Genomic DNA, 18,434 nt, shown 5'->3' with positions numbered 1-18,434 from the left:
GAGTGTAAAATCATAAAGATTTTATACTCGATTTTTTTGTTGCAATTTAAGGAGTTAAAAGAGAATAGGAAAGTTATGTTAAAATAAAAGTAAAGGGGTTCCTGTATTGTTAATGAGCAGGAGTGTCGATTATTCTAATAATGGGGGAAACTATTAGATGGCAAACTACGAAAATGAAGAAATGCTAACGGGAGGCAATGTCTCAAACGTATATCGTTCAGAAGATACAGTTCGACGAGAATTAAAGCAAGGCAGTACCAAAATTCATAAGCTATTAAATCATTTAGAAAATAAAGGTTTTAGTTATGCACCAAAGTTTTTAGGTATTGATGATAAAGATAGAGAAATATTATCATTTATTGAAGGGAAAGCTGGTAATTATCCTTTAAAAGAGTACATGTGGTCTAATGATGTTTTAAAAGAAATAGCGAAGATGCTCCGTCTTTATCATGATGCCGTGAGTGATTTTCCTTTATCAGATGATTGGAAACTAATGGATAATACTCCGAATAAAATAGAGGTTGTATGCCACAATGATTTTGCAATATATAACATTATTTTTAATAACGAAAAACCAGTAGGTATTATTGATTTTGATGTTGCTGGTCCTGGACCAAGACTTTGGGACATAGCCTATACTCTTTACACTTGTGTCCCATTAAGTAGAGTTTATTATACGGAAACAGGTAAGGCAGTTTATTATAATTCATTACAGCATGCGGGACGTATAAAGCAAAGGATTAAATTGTTTTTTGAGTCCTATAAAGGTGAGGGGATGGACGAGGATTATTTGGAGATGGTACTTCTACGATTAGAAGGATTATGTAAATACATGAAAAGAAAAGCAAAAGAAGGCGATATGAACTTCCAAAAGATGATAGATGAAGGACACCTTGAACATTACGAAAAGGATATTAAATTTATTCGTGAACATGGAAGAGAATGGATGTAATGAAATGCGTTTTATACGCTAAAAAGCTCAGAGTCATATAGGGACTTTGAGCTTTTTAGCGTATTAGTGTAGATGTTTTCCACAATAACTGAACTACTTATAACAGATATCTTTTACTATATTCATGTAGCATAGTTAAGAGTTTGTTACAGGCTGAGCTGTAGCAACTGGTAATTGGATATCGACAGTTGTTCCTATGTTTAATTCACTTGAAATGAATAATTTCCCGTGATGCTCTTGAATGATTTTATAGCACATCATTAAGCCAAGGCCAGTTCCTTTTTCTTTCAAGCTATAAAAAGGTTCGCCAAGACGAGCCATGCGCTCTTCAGGAATCCCACAACCTTCATCGATAATGCGTATTGAAACAAAATCATTTTCTAACGAAGTTGTTTGAATGAATATGTTACCACCATCAGGCATCGCCTCGATCGCATTTTTTAATATGTTAATAAAAACTTGTTTTAATTGATTACTGTCACATTGAATGTCAGAAATATAATCGAAATGGTCCATGATGATATGAACGCTGTGCATAATTGCTGTTGGTAAAATAAAAGTTACAACTTCTTCAATTAATGTTTGTACGTTGCATGTATGAATAGATAACACTTGTGGTTTAGACATCGCCATAAATTGGCTTGTTATAGATTCCATTTGTGAAATCTCACTCAGCATAACGTCCACATACCATTTATTTTCCTCATTTATTTCTGGATGTAATAATGTTAAAAATCCTTTTAATGAAGTGAGTGGGTTTCTAATTTCATGTGCAATTCCAGCTGTCAGTTGTCCTACTACTGCAAGCTTTTCGGATTTTCGTAATAACTTTTCAGTTTCTTTTAGTTCGGTAACGTCTCTTCCCATTACTATAAGACCTTTGCGTGAGCCATCAGGGTGGAAGAGTGGGACTTTTGAAATACTTAAAACTAGGTCGAAATCATCTCTATGTATAATAAATTCCTCTCCGTGAAGAATTTGTCCTTTTTGCCATGTTAGTTCATCGACTTCTTCACAATGCAAAAAAGATTCGCGGTACGCTTCGTTATATTGAATGAGTTCATTATCTCTTTTTCCATGATAAGGTACGTTATGGAAATTGAAACAAGAAAGCGCATAGTCATTCGCCTCAAGCCAGCGTCCTTCATGATCCTTAAAAATAACAAACGCAGGCATCGAATTCATTAATGTGCGTAATCGTTTCTCACTCTCTTGTAATACTTTCTCAATTCTTTCTGATTTTTCAAGGGGTTTCATAATGGCGTATACACCTGTTAAACGATTTTTAACAAAAATAGGAACTAATTTTGTTACGACATCTAGTAAATATCCGTCTTTATGATAAATAGAGACGATATACTCTTTTTGATTATCAGCCGCAGTATTTTTGATGTATTGTAGCACTTGATCAGAAATATGTGCTTCTAAAATAGAAGTGATTGTTTTTCGCTCCAATTCGTTAGAAGTATAACCTAATATTCTTTCAGCAGAGGGGTTAATATGTAAAATAACTCCTGCTAAATTCAATGAAATAATACTATCAGGGTTATGTTCAAAAAGAGATGCATACATTTCTGCTAAAGAACGATTTTGTATATGGTTTCGCAGGCGTCCAGATACGTTTGGTTGACGCTTTTTTTGAGTAGATGAATATTTTTTACGACTCATAATATTTCCTCCGTACAACTGGCATCTAAAAAAGATGGATCTATTAATAACTATAATATAGGTGTGATGTGTATTTCTATAAAAAATGGAAATTACATAGTGAATTTTCTTTTTTATTTTTAGTGGAAGGTATAAAAGGTAGTAATAAGAGAATCTTATATTGTTTTATTAATTTTTTGTAAGTTACATGAATGTATTTTCGTTATACGATTAGAATAGAAGAGGGGGAAGTAATATGAAAAATTATATTCAAGGAATTGATCATGTACAAGTAGCTGCGCCCGTAGGATGTGAAGAAGAAGCGCGAGAATTTTATGGTAATAAAATTGGAATGGAGGAAATTCCAAAGCCGGAGGAATTAAAGAAGCGTGGCGGATGTTGGTTTAAGTGTGGAAATCAAGAGATTCATATTGGAGTCGAGCAAAACTTTAATCCAGCTAAAAAAGCGCATCCAGCTTTTTATGTTTTGAAAATTGATGAATTTAAACAAGAGTTAATAAAGCAAGGTGTTGAAGTAATAGATGATAATGCACGACCAGACGTGATTAGATTTTACGTATCAGATCCGTTTGGAAATCGAATTGAATTTATGCAAAATAAAAACTAGGTGAAGGTCCACCTAGTTTTTTATGCTTTTCTAAACAATCCTAACACTTCAACAGTTTCTGTAATATTAACGAATGCATGAGGATCAATTTCGGAAATCGTTAGTTTCATACTTGCTAATTCTTCACGAGAAACGACTGTCATAAGTACACGTTTTTTCTCGTTTGAATAAGCACCTTCACCATCAAGTAACGTAATTCCGCGTACTACAGTTGAAAGAAGCTTTTTTTTCATTTCTTCCGCTTGATTTGTTACAATCATAAGTGTAACTTTACGATGTTTTGTATGAACGGCATCAATTACTTTACCAGTTACATAAATTGAAAGTAAGCTTGTAAGGGCAACATCCCAAGTGAAGAAAAATCCTGCAATGACAACAACAACTGTATTTAATCCAATAAGGAATCCACCAAGTTTAATATCTCGTTTACGAGATAACAACATACCGATAATATCAAATCCACCAGTTGAACCATGGCAGTTAAAGACAAGGCCAATACCAGCGCCGGCGATGACACCGCCAAATACAGAAGATAAAAGTGGGTCTGTTGCTACGACTTTTACAGGAACATAGTATAGTGCAACAGATAATACAATTACAGAGACAACTGTGTTAAAAATTACTTTTTTTCCAAGACCTATGTATCCTAAAATAAGGATAGGTAAGTTCAATACAAAGTTAATAATGCCTGTGTTTACAGGGGTTGCAATCCCTAAAATAATAGCAATTCCGCCAATTCCACTACTTAAAATTTTATGGGGGATAAGGAAAAGATTAAAGGCAATCGCAATAATAATAGAACCAAAAATAACACCAAGAAATCTGACCATCTTTTTCCCGTCCTTCACTAAATAATCATATTATTTCAAGATTATATATGAAATTGAAAGTTTTAGGTGAAAACAGTTTATTTTGGAAAATTAGATTAATCTAAACAGTTTGAGTATTTGATGATTTGAAAGGGGATACAGATATGAAGATAACGACGTATCAACAGAAAAGTCCTTTAAAACAAGAATGTGAGGATTCATTTTTTTGTAATGAACATAACATGATGTACGGTGTATGTGATGGCGCAACGCCACTTGTCCCGTTTTGTGATGAAGAAGGACATAATGGAGCATACATCGCTTCGCATTTATTTGCAAGTCATTTTACTTCGTTACGGGAGATTAATAGTTTACAAGGTGAAGTTGCAAAGGCGAATGAATTATTGCAAAACAAGATGCTAGAGTACAAGGTTGATACGAGAAAAAAAGACCATCTGTGGTGTACATGTATTGCAGCAGTTCAAATAGAAGGCGAAAAACTTGAATATGCACAGTTAGGTGATTGTATGGTCGTTGCAATACTTCAAAATGGAGCGATGAGAGTATTAACGAAAGATACGGTTCAAGGAATTAGTAAACGTGCAAAAAAGAAGAGAGAGGAAGATAGAGAAAAGGGATTACCTGTACCTGAAGAACACGTTTTTCAAGATGTTCGGGAGCAGTTAAAATACAATCGATATCTTGCAAATATGCCAAATGGCTACTCAGTTGCAAATGGGATGAAAGAAGCTATGGATTATTTACAATATGGTGAATTACATGTAGCTGAAGTAAGTGGAATCTTTATTTGTTCGGACGGATTGTTCCATCCAGAGTGGTCGTTAGAACAAATTGTGATATATATAAGAAAGAATAGTATAAAAGAATATGTAGCAATCATTGAAAGGTTAGAAGGAGAAAATAGAATAAGACCAGATGATAAAACAGTTATTATGATCGATTTGTAAGAGGAGGATGTTCATATGGAAATTAAATGTGTAAATTTAACATTTCAAAATGAGTTAGTTCCTTTAGAAAAAGTAAATAAACTGATCATCCACCATACGTCAGAAGATGGATGGGATGTGTATAAAACTCACGAATTTCATCAAAAGGTAAGAGGATGGAGCGGGATTGGTTACAATTATTTTATTGAAGAAGATGGAACTGTAGTCGAAGGGAGAGGTTTACATATTGGAGCACATGCGAAAGATAATAATAGTGATACAATTGGAATATGTATGACGGGAAATTTTGATAAATATGATCCAACTACCCCGCAAATGAATTCATTATATTCTTTATGTAAAATGTTTATGAAGCAGTTTGCCATAGAGAAAGGAAATATACTCGGCCATAGGGAGTTAGAAGGGGTTACAAAAACTTGTCCAGGAAATCGCTTTTCTATGGTAGAGTTAAGAAAAGTATTATCTTAAATATAGAGGGGTAACTAATGATGATGAACATAAAAATACCGACTGATAAAAAAGAAGAGCTTGTAGCACAAATTCAGCAGTTTTTCGTTGAAGAAGATTTAGATGAGATTGGACGTTTCCAAGCAGAACGTTTAATAGAGGAAATGATTAAATTAGTAGGACCATTTGCATACAATCAAGCAATTGGAGATGCAAGAAAACTTGTAAGTGAGAAATTAACGAATATTGAAGAAGATTTGTATGTGTTAGAGAAGAATGAGGGTAAATAAAAAGAGCCAGATGGCTCTTTTTTTATTTGTTTTCTTTATGTTCTTTATATTCATGTACTTTTTCTTTTATATTACCGACAGTATCTTTAGCAGTGCCTTTCACCTTATCCCATTTTCCCTCGGCTTGTAATTTTTTATTGTCAGTTACTTTCCCGACAACTTCCTTTACTTCACCCTTTACCTTATCAATAGCACCTTCTACTTTTTCTTTTAAACCATGATCATGTTTAGTCATACATTTCTCCTCCTTGTAGTTTGAGTAGAATTCTCTTTTCATATTGCAAGTTGAATGATGTATATAGTAATAGCGTAACAAATTTAGTTTGAATATTCAAATGAGTAACAGGATAGAAAGGTAATTGTCATAAAATGTATACATTCGTAATGGAAAGAAAAAGAAAGTTAATTATATGTCTTTCGCAGTCCATATTGATTTTGTATAAGCAATTTTCATATGGGCACGTTCCATATTATTTTGACTGCCGCTACCGAATCTTGCTTGTCCAACTATTAAATTGCAATTGGATGCAACAGCGGTCGCAATTCGTTTTTGAATTAATACGGTATGACAACCTTTACGTTGAAATTCTGGCAAAGTAGCAGAAGCAGCTAATGAAGCAACACCTTTATTTATATAAAGTACCCCTATACTAGCAGGAGTGTTTTGAACTTCGGCTATGAAAAAATGCCATCCTGGTTTATTGTAAAGAATTTCGTTATTTTGACGTACACCATCCTTTGTAAAGGAGGGCATATTAAATCCGCGTACATATATGTCTGCAAAAATATCAAATTCATTTTCTTTTAGTTGGCGTACTGAAATGTTAGAAGGAATAAGGGATGGATCTTCTCTCGGTATACTATATAAAGCGGTATGGAAGCTAGATTGATAAAAACCTTTTTTAGATAAGTATTGAAATAGTTCATCTGTACCTTGCGCTGGTGTAATTTCAAAACGACAAGGGATTTGTAGCGATTCATAATAAGAGATGATTTCATCTATCGCATCTGTATTTGTATATGTAATGCCTTTTACCGTATTAAAAGCAGGACCAGCAATTATTTTTGATGAAAAGGCAGTGGCACTCCCGAACTTTTTCATTTGTACTTGCATTGGATTTCCGCTTATTGCTTGTAGTGCCTCTAATCTAGAAGAAAGCATATATATTTCTGCGTTTTCAATTTCTTGCGCTGCATTGTATGTCATAATCGTACTCATAAGATTCCTCCATCAATTAATATAGTTCCTAGTACATATACGATTTTTGTTCTGAGATTCCTGTTGAAATGTAAGAGAATAAGAAGTTTTTTGGAAGGGAAATGGAAGTGAACTGTCGAAGGGAGTGAAAACAGATTAAAGGTGGTGCTCTCATGAAACAGAAAGACGTGCAGACATGCTCTAATTGTGGTTCTCAAAACATAGGAGAAGGTGAGTTTGTCGGATATGCACAAATACGGAAAAAGGAAACGATGTTTACATCATCTCCAGTAGATGCTTATGTTTGTACGGATTGCGGGAATATCCTTTTATTAAAGGTACGGAATTATGAAAAGTTTAAGCAGAAGCCGTTATGATTATTGAGAAGTGGTAATATAAAACGTCGTATAGGAAACATCTTACATTAAGTTAATACAAGTGACATTTTACATATATATGAGTACGCCTTAAAAAAAGAGATAAAAACATATACTGTATGAGATGCTCATCATTCATTACATAAACGGAAAAATATATAGAAGAAAAAGTAGTCATCTTAGAATGGTTCATAACGAAAACTCCTTTAAATGAATAAAGGAGTTTTTTGTTTTTTTTAACAATAATCACCTTTAATTGTTATAATTGGTTATTGAGAGGTGTTATTTTATTAACGTAATAATCATAGAAAAAACAGCTAAATCGTATACAAAACCGCTATATAACATAATCGCAACCGTAAGTTGACAAAGTGCAACCGCAGGAAGATAGAGATGAGAGCAATGTTTACCTACAATTTAGTTAAGAAAACAAAGGGGGACACACATATGGAATTTGGTGAGAAGCTTTTTAAATTAAGAAAGGAAAAAGGCCTTTCTCAAGAAGCGTTAGCTGAGAAATTAAACACAACAAGACAAGCGGTTAGTAAATGGGAAAATGGTCAAGGTTTTCCTGAAACCGAAAAACTAATAATGATTGGAAATGTATTTGAAGTATCTCTTGATTACTTATTAAAAGAAACTGCTGAGCAAAGTAATGAAAAGGAAAATGGTTATTATGTAAGTAAGGAAATGGCGGAAGGGTATATAGTGTATGGGCAAAAAATTTCTAAATATATCGCATTAGGGTTTAGCTTGCTTATTTTATCTACAATACCGTATTTATTATTTAAAGAAAATGCAACAATGTCTACATTCCTTGTCATTATCATTGCTGTCCTTGGAATTGGAGCAATGATGGTACCTGTAACTATAGAAGAGAGTCGATACAATGTATTAAAAAAAGAAGAATTACTATTTGATCCAAACTTTTTAAAAGAATTGACAAAAAGATATGCGACTATTAAAAAGAAGTATGCTGCAGTAGTAATTGTTGGACTTTGTTTCATAGCAGCAGGAGCGATACCTTTTTTATTTGAGAAAAAGCATATCACTTCAGGAGAATTAGTGCAGTACTATCCTTACTGTGTAGTACTTATTGCGATCGGTTTCTATCTTTTTGTTAGTGTTTTAGGAGTGCTAGAAACGTACAGAATTTTAGTGGAAAATAAAGAATATAGCAATCGTTTCATTTTTAAATTAAAAAAGAAAGTAAGAAAAAAGGTAGATAGTTTTTAAATAGGAGAGAACCATGTTTTGTATCGTATGTATTCAAAACATGGTTTTTATTTATTAGAATTATTTCCAAAGAAATAATTCAGAAAATACAGAAAAATGTCGTAATTATTTGTAGAAGTCTGTTATAATGAACGAAATGAAAACGCTTTAAAGGGAGGATGTAAACAATATGATGATGAATGTACCTCTAACAATTAGTTCTATGATGGAAAGGGCAGAAAAACTATTCCCAAAGAAAGAAATCATTTCACGGACACATGATACAGTTACGACATTAACGTATAAGCAGCTAGGGGAAAGGACAAGAAGACTTTCCAGTGCGTTAAAAAAGCTTGGAATTAAAGAAGGCGAGCGCATAGGAACGTTAGCGTGGAATCATCATCGACATGTAGAAGCATATTTTGCTATTCCAGGTATTGCTTCCGTATTACACACAATTAATATTCGTTTATCTCCTCAACATATTTCATACATTATTCAACATGCAGAAGATCGTATTTTACTTATTGATGAAGATCTTGTACCACTCATTGAGAATATCCAGTCTGAATTATCGACTGTACAAGCATATATTATTATGACTGATAAAGAGGAGCTCCCAAAAACTACACTTCAGCCTGTATATCATTATGAGAAACTTTTAGAAGAAGGCGACCCAAATTTCCAATTTGTTAAAGATATTGATGAAAATACACCTGCTGGTATGTGTTATACGTCAGCGACTACAGGGAATCCAAAAGGTGTTGTTTATACACATCGTAGTACAGTGTTGCACTGTATGGCACTCGGGTTAGCGGATACGACAGCTTTATCGGAAAGTGATGCAGCAATGGCTATTGTGCCAATGTTTCATGTGAACGCTTGGGGACTTCCTTTTGCAGCTACTTGGTTTGGGTCAAAACAAGTTCTTCCGGGACCGATGTTTACTCCGAAAATTTTATTAGAAATGATTCAAACTGAAAAAGTAACGATAGCTGCGGGTGTGCCGACAATTTGGCTCGGTGTTTTACAAGAGTTAGAAAATAATAGTTATGATTTATCTAGTATAACGAGATTACTATGCGGAGGCGCAGCTGCACCGAAAAGCGTTATTAAAGCGTTTGAGCAAAAATATAATGTTCCTTTCGTACATGCATATGGCATGACTGAAACGAGTCCACTCGTAACGCTTGCACGTCTAAAAAGCTATGAAACAGATTTGGCGTATGAAGAACAACTTGAGATAAGATCGAAGCAAGGATATCTTGTCCCTGGTGTAGAGATGAAAGTAGTCGGTACAAATGGTGAAGTGAAGTGGGATGGTACGGAGATGGGAGAACTATGTTTACGAGCACCTTGGATCGCTGCAAGCTATTATAACGATGAGCGTACGGTGGAAGGGTTCCGTGATGGATGGTTATATACTGGCGATGTCGTTACAGTCGATGAGGAAGGTTGCGTCAAAATTGTTGATCGTACGAAGGATGTTATTAAAAGCGGTGGAGAATGGATTTCCTCAGTTGACCTTGAAAATGCTCTAATGGCACATGACGCTATATTTGAAGCGGCTGTCGTTGCAATTCCACACCCGCAGTGGCAAGAGCGTCCAGTTGCCTGCGTTGTACAAAAGAAAAATAGCACTGTTACAAAAGAGGAACTATATGAATTTTTAAAACCACAGTTTGCGAAGTGGTGGTTACCAGACGATATTGTATTTATGGAGGAAATTCCGAAAACATCTGTTGGGAAGTTTTTAAAACAGGCGCTTAGGAAAGAACTTGAGCATTTGCATAAAGAAAAGTGATTGAATTTATATTTGTAAACTTATGTAGAAATAAGGTTGACAAAGGGTGGATAGAAAGATAATATAATTCCTATAATATGTTATCTGAAATCTAATTTAAGTTTACAAATAGGAGAAGCAAACATGAATACAAAAAACTTAGTTTTCGTCGCTTTATTTAGTTCGATTATGGGAGTGTTAGGGTTAATTCCTCCGATTGCTCTTTCTATTACACCTGTTCCTATTACATTGCAATCGCTTGGAGTCATGCTTGCTGGTGGATTGCTAGGATCACGTCTAGGTGCACTAAGTCAGCTTATTTTCTTACTTATTGTAGGAGTTGGAGCACCACTACTTGCAGGTGGACGCGGGGGGCCTGGCGTATTTGTTGGGCCAAGTGCAGGGTATTTACTTGGTTATATTGCAGGAGCATTTGTAATTGGTTATTTAATTGAGCGTTTACGTGAAGTTTCTATTATAAAAGTATTATGCATTAATATAATTGGTGGTATTTTCGTAGTTTATGTATTTGGTATCATTGTCCAAGCTTTCGTAATGGATATTTCCGTATGGGAAACGATGAAAGTAAGTGTCGTATTTTTACCAGGTGATTGCATAAAAGCGACTATAGCAGCGATTCTTGTGACAAGATTACATCGCTCATTGAAACATATTATTACGCCTGCTTTGAAGAATAAAAAAATTACAAATGCAGGGTAAGAAAAAGGAGAAACACGTTACGTGCGTGTTTCTTTTTATTATTTTGTAAAGAAAGGACGTCACATATGGGGATTACAAAAGAATACAAAAAGTATGCCTCTTTACAACCGAATAAAATAGCGCTTAAAGAAAATGATAGAGTGTTAACATATAAAGATTGGTTCGAGTCAGTTTGTAAAGTAGCAAACTGGTTGAATGAAAAAGAATCGAAGAATAAAACAGTAGCAATTGTATTAGAAAATCGCATGGAGTTTTTACAACTATTTGCTGGTGCTGCAATGGCTGGATGGGTTTGTGTGCCGCTAGATATAAAATGGAAACGAGATGAACTTAAAGACAGACTAGCGATTAGTAAACCGGAGATTATTGTGGCGGAGCAGTATAGGCTTAGTGATATATCCTGCGAAGAAGGAAGGATTATTGAGATTGCAGAATGGAAAGAAATGATTGAGAACTATCTTCCTACATATCATCCTGTAGAAAATGTACAAAACGTTCCTTTTTATATGGGATTTACATCAGGATCGACTGGAAAAGCAAAAGCGTTTTTACGTGCCCAACAGTCATGGGTACATAGTTTTGATTGTAATGTATATGATTTTCATATGAAAAATACAGATTCTATTTTAATAGCTGGGACGCTTGTTCATTCTTTATTCTTATATGGAGCAATAAGTGCATTATTTTTAGGGCAAACGGTACACATAATGAGAAAGTTTGTACCAGTTCAAGTACTATCTGGTATAAAGATAGAGAATATTTCTGTAATGTATACAGTTCCTACAATGCTTGAGTCTTTGTATAAAGAAAATAAAGTAATTGAAAGTGAAATGAAAATTATTTCGTCAGGAGCGAAATGGGAAGCTGAAGCGAAAGAAAAGATGAAGAATATGTTTCCTTATGCAAAAAGATATGAATTTTATGGTGCATCGGAGCTAAGCTTTGTAACGGCATTGGTCGATAAAGAGAGTGAAAGAAAGCCGAATTCAGTAGGGAAACCCTGTCATAATGTACAAGTTCGAGTATGTAATGAAGTAGGAGAAGAAGTACAGGTAGGCGAGGTAGGAACTGTTTATGTAAAAAGTGATCAGTTTTTTATGGGCTATGTATCGGATGGAGCTATAATCCCGCAATTGTCCAAGGATGGTTGGATGACAGTGCAGGATGTGGGTTACCAAGATGAAGAAGGCTTTATATATATTGTTGGTAGAGAGAAGAACATGATTTTATTTGGAGGAATCAATATTTACCCAGAAGAGATAGAAAGTTTGTTATATACGCATCCAGCTGTTGAAGAAATTGTTGTAGTTGGTGTGAAAGATAATTATTGGGGTGAAAAGCCTGTCGCTATCGTAAAAGGAAGTGCTACGAAGCAACAATTAAAGAGTTTTTGCTTACAACGATTATCCTCTTTTAAAATACCGAAAAAATGGCATTTTGTTGATGAAATACCTTATACAAATAGTGGGAAGATTGCTCGTGTTGCAGCAAAAGATATGATTGAAAACCAGGAGAAGATATATGAATAGAGCGGTTATTGTGGAGGCGAAAAGAACACCCATCGGTAAGAAGAATGGGATGTTAAAAGATTATGAAGTTCAGCAATTAGTAGCGCCGCTTCTTACGTTTCTAAGTAAAGGAATTGAGAGAGAAATAGATGATGTCATATTAGGAAATGTCGTTGGACCAGGAGGTAACGTTGCAAGATTATCTGCTTTAGAAGCAGGGCTCGGTTATCATATTCCTGGTGTAACGATTGATCGGCAATGCGGCGCTGGCTTAGAAGCAATTCGTACTGCGTGTCATTTTATCGGGGGCGGGGCAGGTAATTGCTATATCGCTGGGGGAGTAGAGAGTACAAGTACGTCACCTTTTCAAAATAGAGCGCGGTTTTCGCCTGAAACAATTGGGGATCCAGATATGGGATTAGCCGCTGAGTATGTTGCAGAGCAGTATAACATAACAAAAGAGATGCAAGATGAATATGCTTGTCTTAGCTATAAAAGAACGCTGCAAGCATTAGAAAAAGGATATATACAAGAAGAGATATTACCTCATTATTTTAATGGATTATTAGATGAAGCAGTAAAGCAAAAAATGAATTATGAAAGAATGATTAAGAGAACGAAACCTGTATTTTTACAAAATGGAACGGTAACAGCAGGGAATTCGTGTGGTGTAAATGACGGGGCATGTGCTGTTCTTATAATGGAAGAACAACAAGCTCGGGAATTAGGATATAAGCCTGTTCTTCGTTTCGTTCGTAGTGCTGTAGTTGGAGTGGATCCGAATCTTCCAGGGACTGGTCCGATATTTGCAGTGAATAAATTATTAAGTGAAATGAATTTAAAAGTAGAGGACATTGATTGTTTTGAAATAAATGAAGCATTTGCTTCAAAAATTGTGGCTTGTGCAAAGGAGTTACAAATTCCGTATGAAAAGTTAAATGTAAATGGTGGTGCAATAACACTAGGTCATCCGTACGGTGCGTCTGGATCTATGCTTGTAACACGTTTGTTTTATCAGGCACAAAGGGAGCATATGAAATACGGAATTGCGACGTTAGGAATTGGGGGCGGAATAGGGCTTGCGCTATTATTTGAGAAAGTAGAAGACTAGCGAGGTATTAACTGTACTATGATTAATAGGGGATAATTAGTTCAATATATGAGTTAATATCCTCTCTTAGTAACCAAAAAACAAACAACCATTATTCTATATTTTTGAGTTGCCTGAGGTTAAATCTGTAAGCTTGAGCCTCAGATAATTGGTATAATGTAGTAATATGGATGGAAGGTGGAAAAGCTGATATTAGTAAATTGAGCATACAAATTTCATATGCATCCAGATAAGTATTAATAACATTTCTCTCTCTGAACATAAAACTATACACATATTATGATAGGTAATATAGGCGTTATTCTTATTATATTGCTCTAAAATAATCAAACCAGTTTATTTGAAGAAAGGAATGAGAATATGAACATTGGTGAACGGATTCGACAAATACGTATACATAAAGAATTCACGCAAGGGGAAGTCGTATCAGGGGTATGTTCTATAACTTATTTAAGTAGAATTGAAAATGGACAAATTAAACCTTCAAATTCTGTTTTAAAAAAAATCGCTAAAAATCTAGATATTGATTACAACTTTCTTGTAGGTGTAGATTATGAGGATATTGAAGCTAAGATTCTTGAAATATGTAATAGGTATAAAAATGATAATATTATAAGCTCTAAAGACTTATCATCTTTAGAGTTGTATGTTCGCGATACAGACTCTATTCTCTTATTATTAAAGGCCTATGGTGTTTTAATATACTACCATTCTCGAAATAATAACTTATTACATGTAGCAACGATTGTAAATGAGGCTTCGCAAGTAATTCCAAATCAAGTAGCCTCCCTATATACTCAAGACTTTATATATTATTTAATGGCTCGAGGTTATTATTTTTCTAATAAACAAGACTATATGACTGCAAATGAAATTTATATGCAGACAGAGAGTTTACTTGGTCTAGATGAAACTAGGCTACACGCTGATATATATTATAATCTAAGTCTAACAAATCAAAGTCTTTATAAAGATCAAACGATTAGTCGTTTGTATGCTAAAAAAGCCTACAGATTGTATGAAAAATTGAATGTAGAAAATCAAGTAATAAACATTCTTATAATCATTGCACTACAATATCAAAAAGATAATCTACCCGAGAAAGCTCTTGAATCTTTAAAACAAGCAGAAATTAAAGCAGAGGTTAGCGCTAATCCCATGTATTTACCTTTGATTGCATATAATTATGGGAAAATATATCAAGGATTAAAAGATTACACCAATTCTATTAAATACTATGAAAAAAGTTTACAGACTAGCAATCTCTATCCAGATCAAGCTCAAAAAATATACGCAGTAAGAAACTTAATAGAAATTTATATAGAATCTAAAGACTGGAAAATTGTTAATAAACTGATGGATGATGCATTAGAAATGTTATCAATTTCTGATATGCCACACGCATATGTTGAAATATATGGACTGAAGGGGAAAATATCCAAATTAAGGGGCGATAATCATGGATATGAGAAAAATATGCAAAAGGCTATTGAAATGGGCCTAGAAAAAAAGCAATACCCTTTAGTTCGTGAACTCGCTACTGAACTAGGAAACTATTTTTATGATAATCGTGCTTATAAAATGTCAGCAAAGTACTTGAAAATATCCAGTCAACTCCCCACTTAAGCTATGCTTAAGTGGGCTTTCTTATGTATTGATCTAATAGGAAATTAACGCCAGTAAAACTACTATGTTTATAACGCTTCCATTCAAGTACATTACTTTCGTCAAATATCTAGTTAGGGGAGTAAAACTTTCCTATATTTCAAAATAAGTAAAATATCAAGTTTAAAACAATTGATAATTCGCTAAAATTTTAATGGAATTTTACTAATTGTTATTAACAAAAATGAACATGTATATTTTAAGTACAGAAATTCAAACAGCAAGGAGGTGCTTATTCAATTGATTTTGATAATGATTATTTTGTTCGTTTAAAAGATATAAATATTCAAGACTTGAAGGCGGGAATAGGTGAACCAAAAGGGCCATTAGCTATCGGATATATGATAAACCGAAACGAAAGTATCCAGCATTCAAAAGGATTTATGTACCAAAGATTAAAAGAAGCAAACTACAGAATGCATGTTAGGCTTACAAAAGAAATTGCATATACATGGAGAGTTAGAAGAACAAATTAAGTTGTCATTTAATTTCAAGAAAATAATGATGTCTTTAAACGTCTTACAATGGATGAAAAAGACAGTATTTAAGCAAATTCAAATGAGATGAACAAAAAAATTGATGGCACTGAAGATACAATGCAGCATACTTTACTTAATAAATAAGAAAGAGGGATACATATGAAAAGAAACGAAGCGGGAACTAAGCGAAAAGTAGTAAGATATACGGGTGGAATTGCTATACTTTTATTATTGATATCCTTTATATATCAATGGAAAAATGGTTTAGAGGTTGATACTACTGAAAACTTCAGTCTGGCATTAATTGTTGCCATTTTCCTGTCTAGTTTTATTCCCGAAAGAAAAAGAGATAGTTAAATAATTGAATAGGCAATTGAGATCTATTTCTCAATTGCCTATTTATGCAAATGTAAATTCAAAATAAGAGATAAATGCTTAATATCGGTGATTACATACTTGAATAACAACTAATTCTTATTCAATATTTAATTATCTTTTAAAGTTTTTTAGATTTAGGTCTTGATAGTAGTGCTACTAGTTTTCTACTTTTTGAGGAACATAAACATTGCTACCAGGCTTTGCTTTTATTTCGTTCCAAGCAGCGATAGCATCACTTTTTGATTTTCCTTTATTATTTGGATCTTCGAAAAAGTCGCGAGTAAAACGATTATATTCAAATTGTGTACCGATAGTTGTTTTATATGTGGGGTCTTTTTTACGTTTGTTTTCTTCATGCCAAAACGTTATCGCGTCTTCATATGTTTTTCCGATATTCTCTTTAAAAAACTTTTGAAGGGCTACTGTAAAGCGGAAGTTTGCTCCAATTTTTTCTTTGAAAAAAGCACGCACATCTTCACTACAGCGGTGATTTTCAGTAATAATTGTTTGAAGAGAAAGATCTTTATAAGAGAGGGAAGTTTTACTCACTTTTTGATGAGAACGGTTTTTTAATACTTTACCCGTAGTTAAATAATGTGAGATACGCCCGCTTATTTCGATCTTAGAGCCACTAGCTGGTAAATCATGCTCACGACAAAATGTTTGCAGTTCTGTTTTTAACCAATAATAGTTTTGGAAATCTTCAAGAGATATAGTTTTTGTTAAAGGTGGGCGCATGCATATAACAACTTCTTTCTTCCATAATTTTCTTTAATTATAAAACGTACGTTCTTTTTATGGAAGGATTTATTTGTAAATTTAATAGAAAAAGGGGAGAGATTATGACGAATGTAATGTAAGTTCGGGTTACTGGAATTTTAATTGAAGACGAAAAGGTATTGCTAGTAAAACAAAAAGAGGTGCCACCTAGTCAAAAAGCTTCACTAGATGACATCTTCCTCATAAAATAATCTACACAGCCGACTGTAAAGAAGAAACAAGCTGACTTAAAAACTCATCTCCACTCATAATCGCTTTCCCACCGCCGCGAGCACTCTTTTTATTTCCGCCACCTTTTCCTTCAATTGTAGGAAGGGCATCTTTTAAAAGAGCATTCATATCGAGTGTCACTGCTTTACCACAAGCAAGAATACATTGTAGTTTGTCATCATTTTCAATGACGAAATACGTAATTGCATGCTCTTGTTGTTCTGTAATAATAGCAGAAAGTTTTGCGATTTCTTGCATGGAACGATTTATAAATACTTTAGAAATAAGTGTTCCAGCGTGTATTTCTTCTGGCTGTTGCAATAATTCATTCGCTTCTGCAAATAATAATTTTTCATTCATTGCTTGTACTGCTTTTTCGTTTTCTTTTTGAGAAGTAAGAATCTGTGCTACTTTTGCTGGAATATCAGTTTCGCTACTGTTTAATTGTTTAGAAACATCTTTCATAATTTGTTGCTGTTGTCCCATTAGTTTAAGTGTGCGCCAACCAGCGATAAATGTTAAGCGTATACCACCTTTATTGCGCTCCCATCCTAGTACTTGAATAGGACCTACTTCACCAGTATGTTTTGGATGCGTTCCACCACAACCGTTGTAGTCATAGTTTTCGATGATAACAACCCGTATATTTTCTGTCATAGTTGGTTCTTTGCGAAGGGGTAATGCTTTGGCCTCTTCTAAGTTCATCCATTCAATACGAATAGGGTGGTTTTCAAAAACAATTTGATTAGCAATTTGTGCGGCCTTCTCAATCGTTTCTGTAGGCAGGTTTGCCGTTTCTAAATCAATTGTTACCGTTTCTTTTCCGAGATGGAACCCAATTGTTGGTATGTCAAAATGGTCCCAAAAAGCAGCAGATAAAATGTGCTGAGCTGTATGTTGCTGCATATGATCAAAACGGCGCTCCCAATCTATTTTACCCTCTACTTCTTCTGTATGTAATTGTTCTATTATGAAATGACGAATTTCTCCATTTACTTCTTCAACGTTACTTACCTGAATACCATTTAAAGTTCCAGTGTCGTGTGGTTGTCCGCCGCCTGTTGGATAAAATGCAGTTTCATTTAAAACAACATATAAGTTTCCTTCTGTATCATGCTCTTGTTTTATAACTTTAGTTGTAAAGGTTTGCTGATAAGCATCGTTGTAATATAATTTTTTCTCCAATTCTCTTTCTCCTTTCTCATTCACTAGTTTCATTGTAAAGCAATTGAAATAAGTTTCCTAATATTTCAGAAGAAAGAAACTATT

General features: G+C 34.1%; 19 protein-coding genes and 2 pseudogenes. 15 read left to right on the top strand and 6 right to left on the bottom strand.

Going from position 1 to position 18,434, the window contains the following annotated elements; translation table 11 throughout:
* Window positions 1-157: 157 nt before the first annotated feature.
* A complete protein-coding gene (locus JTF23_RS10215; RefSeq protein ID WP_204208676.1) occupies window positions 158-952 on the top strand; it encodes a phosphotransferase in 795 nt (264 codons plus the stop codon).
* Window positions 953-1,087: 135 nt separating this feature from the next.
* On the opposite strand, the gene JTF23_RS10210 is transcribed toward JTF23_RS10215, so the two are convergent.
* Window positions 1,088-2,620, bottom strand: a complete 1,533-nt coding sequence (locus tag JTF23_RS10210; protein WP_204208675.1) for a BA3702 family sensor histidine kinase — start codon at window positions 2,618-2,620, stop codon at window positions 1,088-1,090.
* A gap of 235 nt (window positions 2,621-2,855) precedes the next feature.
* Here JTF23_RS10210 and JTF23_RS10205 point away from each other — a divergent pair, with 235 nt between their 5' ends.
* On the top strand, window positions 2,856-3,227 hold the full coding sequence (locus tag JTF23_RS10205) for a VOC family protein (RefSeq protein ID WP_002146289.1): 372 nt from the start codon (window positions 2,856-2,858) through the stop codon (window positions 3,225-3,227).
* Window positions 3,228-3,247: 20 nt separating this feature from the next.
* Here JTF23_RS10205 and JTF23_RS10200 read toward each other — a convergent pair whose 3' ends face one another.
* Window positions 3,248-4,057, bottom strand: coding sequence for a YitT family protein (locus tag JTF23_RS10200; protein WP_002111166.1), 810 nt, complete (start codon window positions 4,055-4,057; stop codon window positions 3,248-3,250).
* 143 nt (window positions 4,058-4,200) lie between these two features.
* On the opposite strand from JTF23_RS10200, the gene JTF23_RS10195 reads away from it, so the two are divergent.
* Genes JTF23_RS10195 through JTF23_RS10185 form a run of 3 tightly spaced genes read left to right on the top strand, consistent with a single transcriptional unit; the run spans window position 4,201 to window position 5,741 of the window.
* A complete protein-coding gene (locus JTF23_RS10195; RefSeq protein WP_033716691.1) occupies window positions 4,201-5,004 on the top strand; it encodes a protein phosphatase 2C domain-containing protein in 804 nt (267 codons plus the stop codon).
* Window positions 5,005-5,019: 15 nt separating this feature from the next.
* Window positions 5,020-5,472 carry a peptidoglycan recognition protein family protein gene (locus JTF23_RS10190; protein WP_204208674.1) on the top strand — a complete coding sequence of 151 codons (453 nt, stop codon included), beginning with the start codon at window positions 5,020-5,022 and terminating at the stop codon, window positions 5,470-5,472.
* A gap of 17 nt (window positions 5,473-5,489) precedes the next feature.
* Window positions 5,490-5,741: a DUF2164 domain-containing protein gene (locus JTF23_RS10185; protein WP_002087817.1), complete on the top strand. Its 252-nt coding sequence runs from the start codon at window positions 5,490-5,492 to the stop codon at window positions 5,739-5,741.
* Between the two features lie 22 nt (window positions 5,742-5,763).
* Here the strand turns inward: JTF23_RS10185 and JTF23_RS10180 are convergent, their stop codons facing one another.
* Together JTF23_RS10180 and JTF23_RS10175 are read right to left on the bottom strand one after the other, a co-directional pair.
* Window positions 5,764-5,976: a CsbD family protein gene (locus tag JTF23_RS10180; protein WP_088079103.1), complete on the bottom strand. Its 213-nt coding sequence runs from the start codon at window positions 5,974-5,976 to the stop codon at window positions 5,764-5,766.
* 171 nt (window positions 5,977-6,147) lie between these two features.
* The gene (locus JTF23_RS10175; protein WP_204208673.1) at window positions 6,148-6,960 is read right to left on the bottom strand and encodes a GNAT family N-acetyltransferase; all 813 of its coding nucleotides are present in this window, start codon (window positions 6,958-6,960) and stop codon (window positions 6,148-6,150) included.
* Window positions 6,961-7,112: 152 nt separating this feature from the next.
* Between JTF23_RS10175 and JTF23_RS10170 the strand changes: the two genes are divergently transcribed.
* The 9 genes and pseudogenes from JTF23_RS10170 to JTF23_RS10135 all read left to right on the top strand — a co-directional run bounded on the left by JTF23_RS10170 (window position 7,113) and on the right by JTF23_RS10135 (window position 16,154).
* The gene (locus JTF23_RS10170; protein WP_078174182.1) at window positions 7,113-7,316 is read left to right on the top strand and encodes a hypothetical protein; all 204 of its coding nucleotides are present in this window, start codon (window positions 7,113-7,115) and stop codon (window positions 7,314-7,316) included.
* 447 nt (window positions 7,317-7,763) lie between these two features.
* Window positions 7,764-8,552, top strand: coding sequence for a helix-turn-helix domain-containing protein (locus JTF23_RS10165; RefSeq protein WP_286674634.1), 789 nt, complete (start codon window positions 7,764-7,766; stop codon window positions 8,550-8,552).
* Window positions 8,553-8,721: 169 nt separating this feature from the next.
* On the top strand, window positions 8,722-10,335 hold the full coding sequence (locus JTF23_RS10160) for a long-chain fatty acid--CoA ligase (protein ID WP_002111153.1): 1,614 nt from the start codon (window positions 8,722-8,724) through the stop codon (window positions 10,333-10,335).
* Window positions 10,336-10,458: 123 nt separating this feature from the next.
* The gene (locus tag JTF23_RS10155; RefSeq protein ID WP_204208672.1) at window positions 10,459-11,034 is read left to right on the top strand and encodes a biotin transporter BioY; all 576 of its coding nucleotides are present in this window, start codon (window positions 10,459-10,461) and stop codon (window positions 11,032-11,034) included.
* 65 nt (window positions 11,035-11,099) lie between these two features.
* On the top strand, window positions 11,100-12,563 hold the full coding sequence (locus tag JTF23_RS10150; RefSeq protein WP_204208671.1) for an acyl-CoA synthetase: 1,464 nt from the start codon (window positions 11,100-11,102) through the stop codon (window positions 12,561-12,563).
* Window positions 12,556-13,653, top strand: a complete 1,098-nt coding sequence (locus tag JTF23_RS10145) for an acetyl-CoA C-acyltransferase (protein WP_204208670.1) — start codon at window positions 12,556-12,558, stop codon at window positions 13,651-13,653. The genes JTF23_RS10150 and JTF23_RS10145 overlap by 8 nt, the downstream gene beginning before the upstream one ends.
* 360 nt (window positions 13,654-14,013) lie before the next feature.
* A complete protein-coding gene (locus JTF23_RS10140; protein WP_204208669.1) occupies window positions 14,014-15,279 on the top strand; it encodes a helix-turn-helix domain-containing protein in 1,266 nt (421 codons plus the stop codon).
* 266 nt (window positions 15,280-15,545) lie between these two features.
* Window positions 15,546-15,885 (top strand): annotated as a pseudogene (locus JTF23_RS27740) (hypothetical protein); the annotation flags it as partial.
* 71 nt (window positions 15,886-15,956) lie between these two features.
* Window positions 15,957-16,154, top strand: a complete 198-nt coding sequence (locus JTF23_RS10135) for a hypothetical protein (protein WP_204208668.1) — start codon at window positions 15,957-15,959, stop codon at window positions 16,152-16,154.
* 177 nt (window positions 16,155-16,331) lie between these two features.
* Here JTF23_RS10135 and JTF23_RS10130 read toward each other — a convergent pair whose 3' ends face one another.
* Window positions 16,332-16,913, bottom strand: a complete 582-nt coding sequence (locus JTF23_RS10130) for a DUF6434 domain-containing protein (RefSeq protein ID WP_204208667.1) — start codon at window positions 16,911-16,913, stop codon at window positions 16,332-16,334.
* 59 nt (window positions 16,914-16,972) lie between these two features.
* On the opposite strand from JTF23_RS10130, the pseudogene JTF23_RS27735 reads away from it, so the two are divergent.
* Window positions 16,973-17,092: pseudogene (locus JTF23_RS27735) on the top strand (NUDIX hydrolase); the annotation flags it as partial.
* Between the two features lie 55 nt (window positions 17,093-17,147).
* Here the strand turns inward: JTF23_RS27735 and JTF23_RS10120 are convergent.
* Window positions 17,148-18,350 (bottom strand): alanyl-tRNA editing protein, encoded by a 1,203-nt coding sequence (locus tag JTF23_RS10120; RefSeq protein WP_204208666.1) that lies wholly within the window; start codon window positions 18,348-18,350, stop codon window positions 17,148-17,150.
* Window positions 18,351-18,434 lie beyond the last annotated feature (84 nt).

This window comes from Bacillus sp. RIT 809 (assembly GCF_016892495.1).
Taxonomy (GTDB): domain Bacteria; phylum Bacillota; class Bacilli; order Bacillales; family Bacillaceae_G; genus Bacillus_A; species Bacillus_A cereus_U.
Note: the sequence above shows the minus strand (reverse complement) of the source record. Positions and strands in the feature narration are given on the sequence as shown.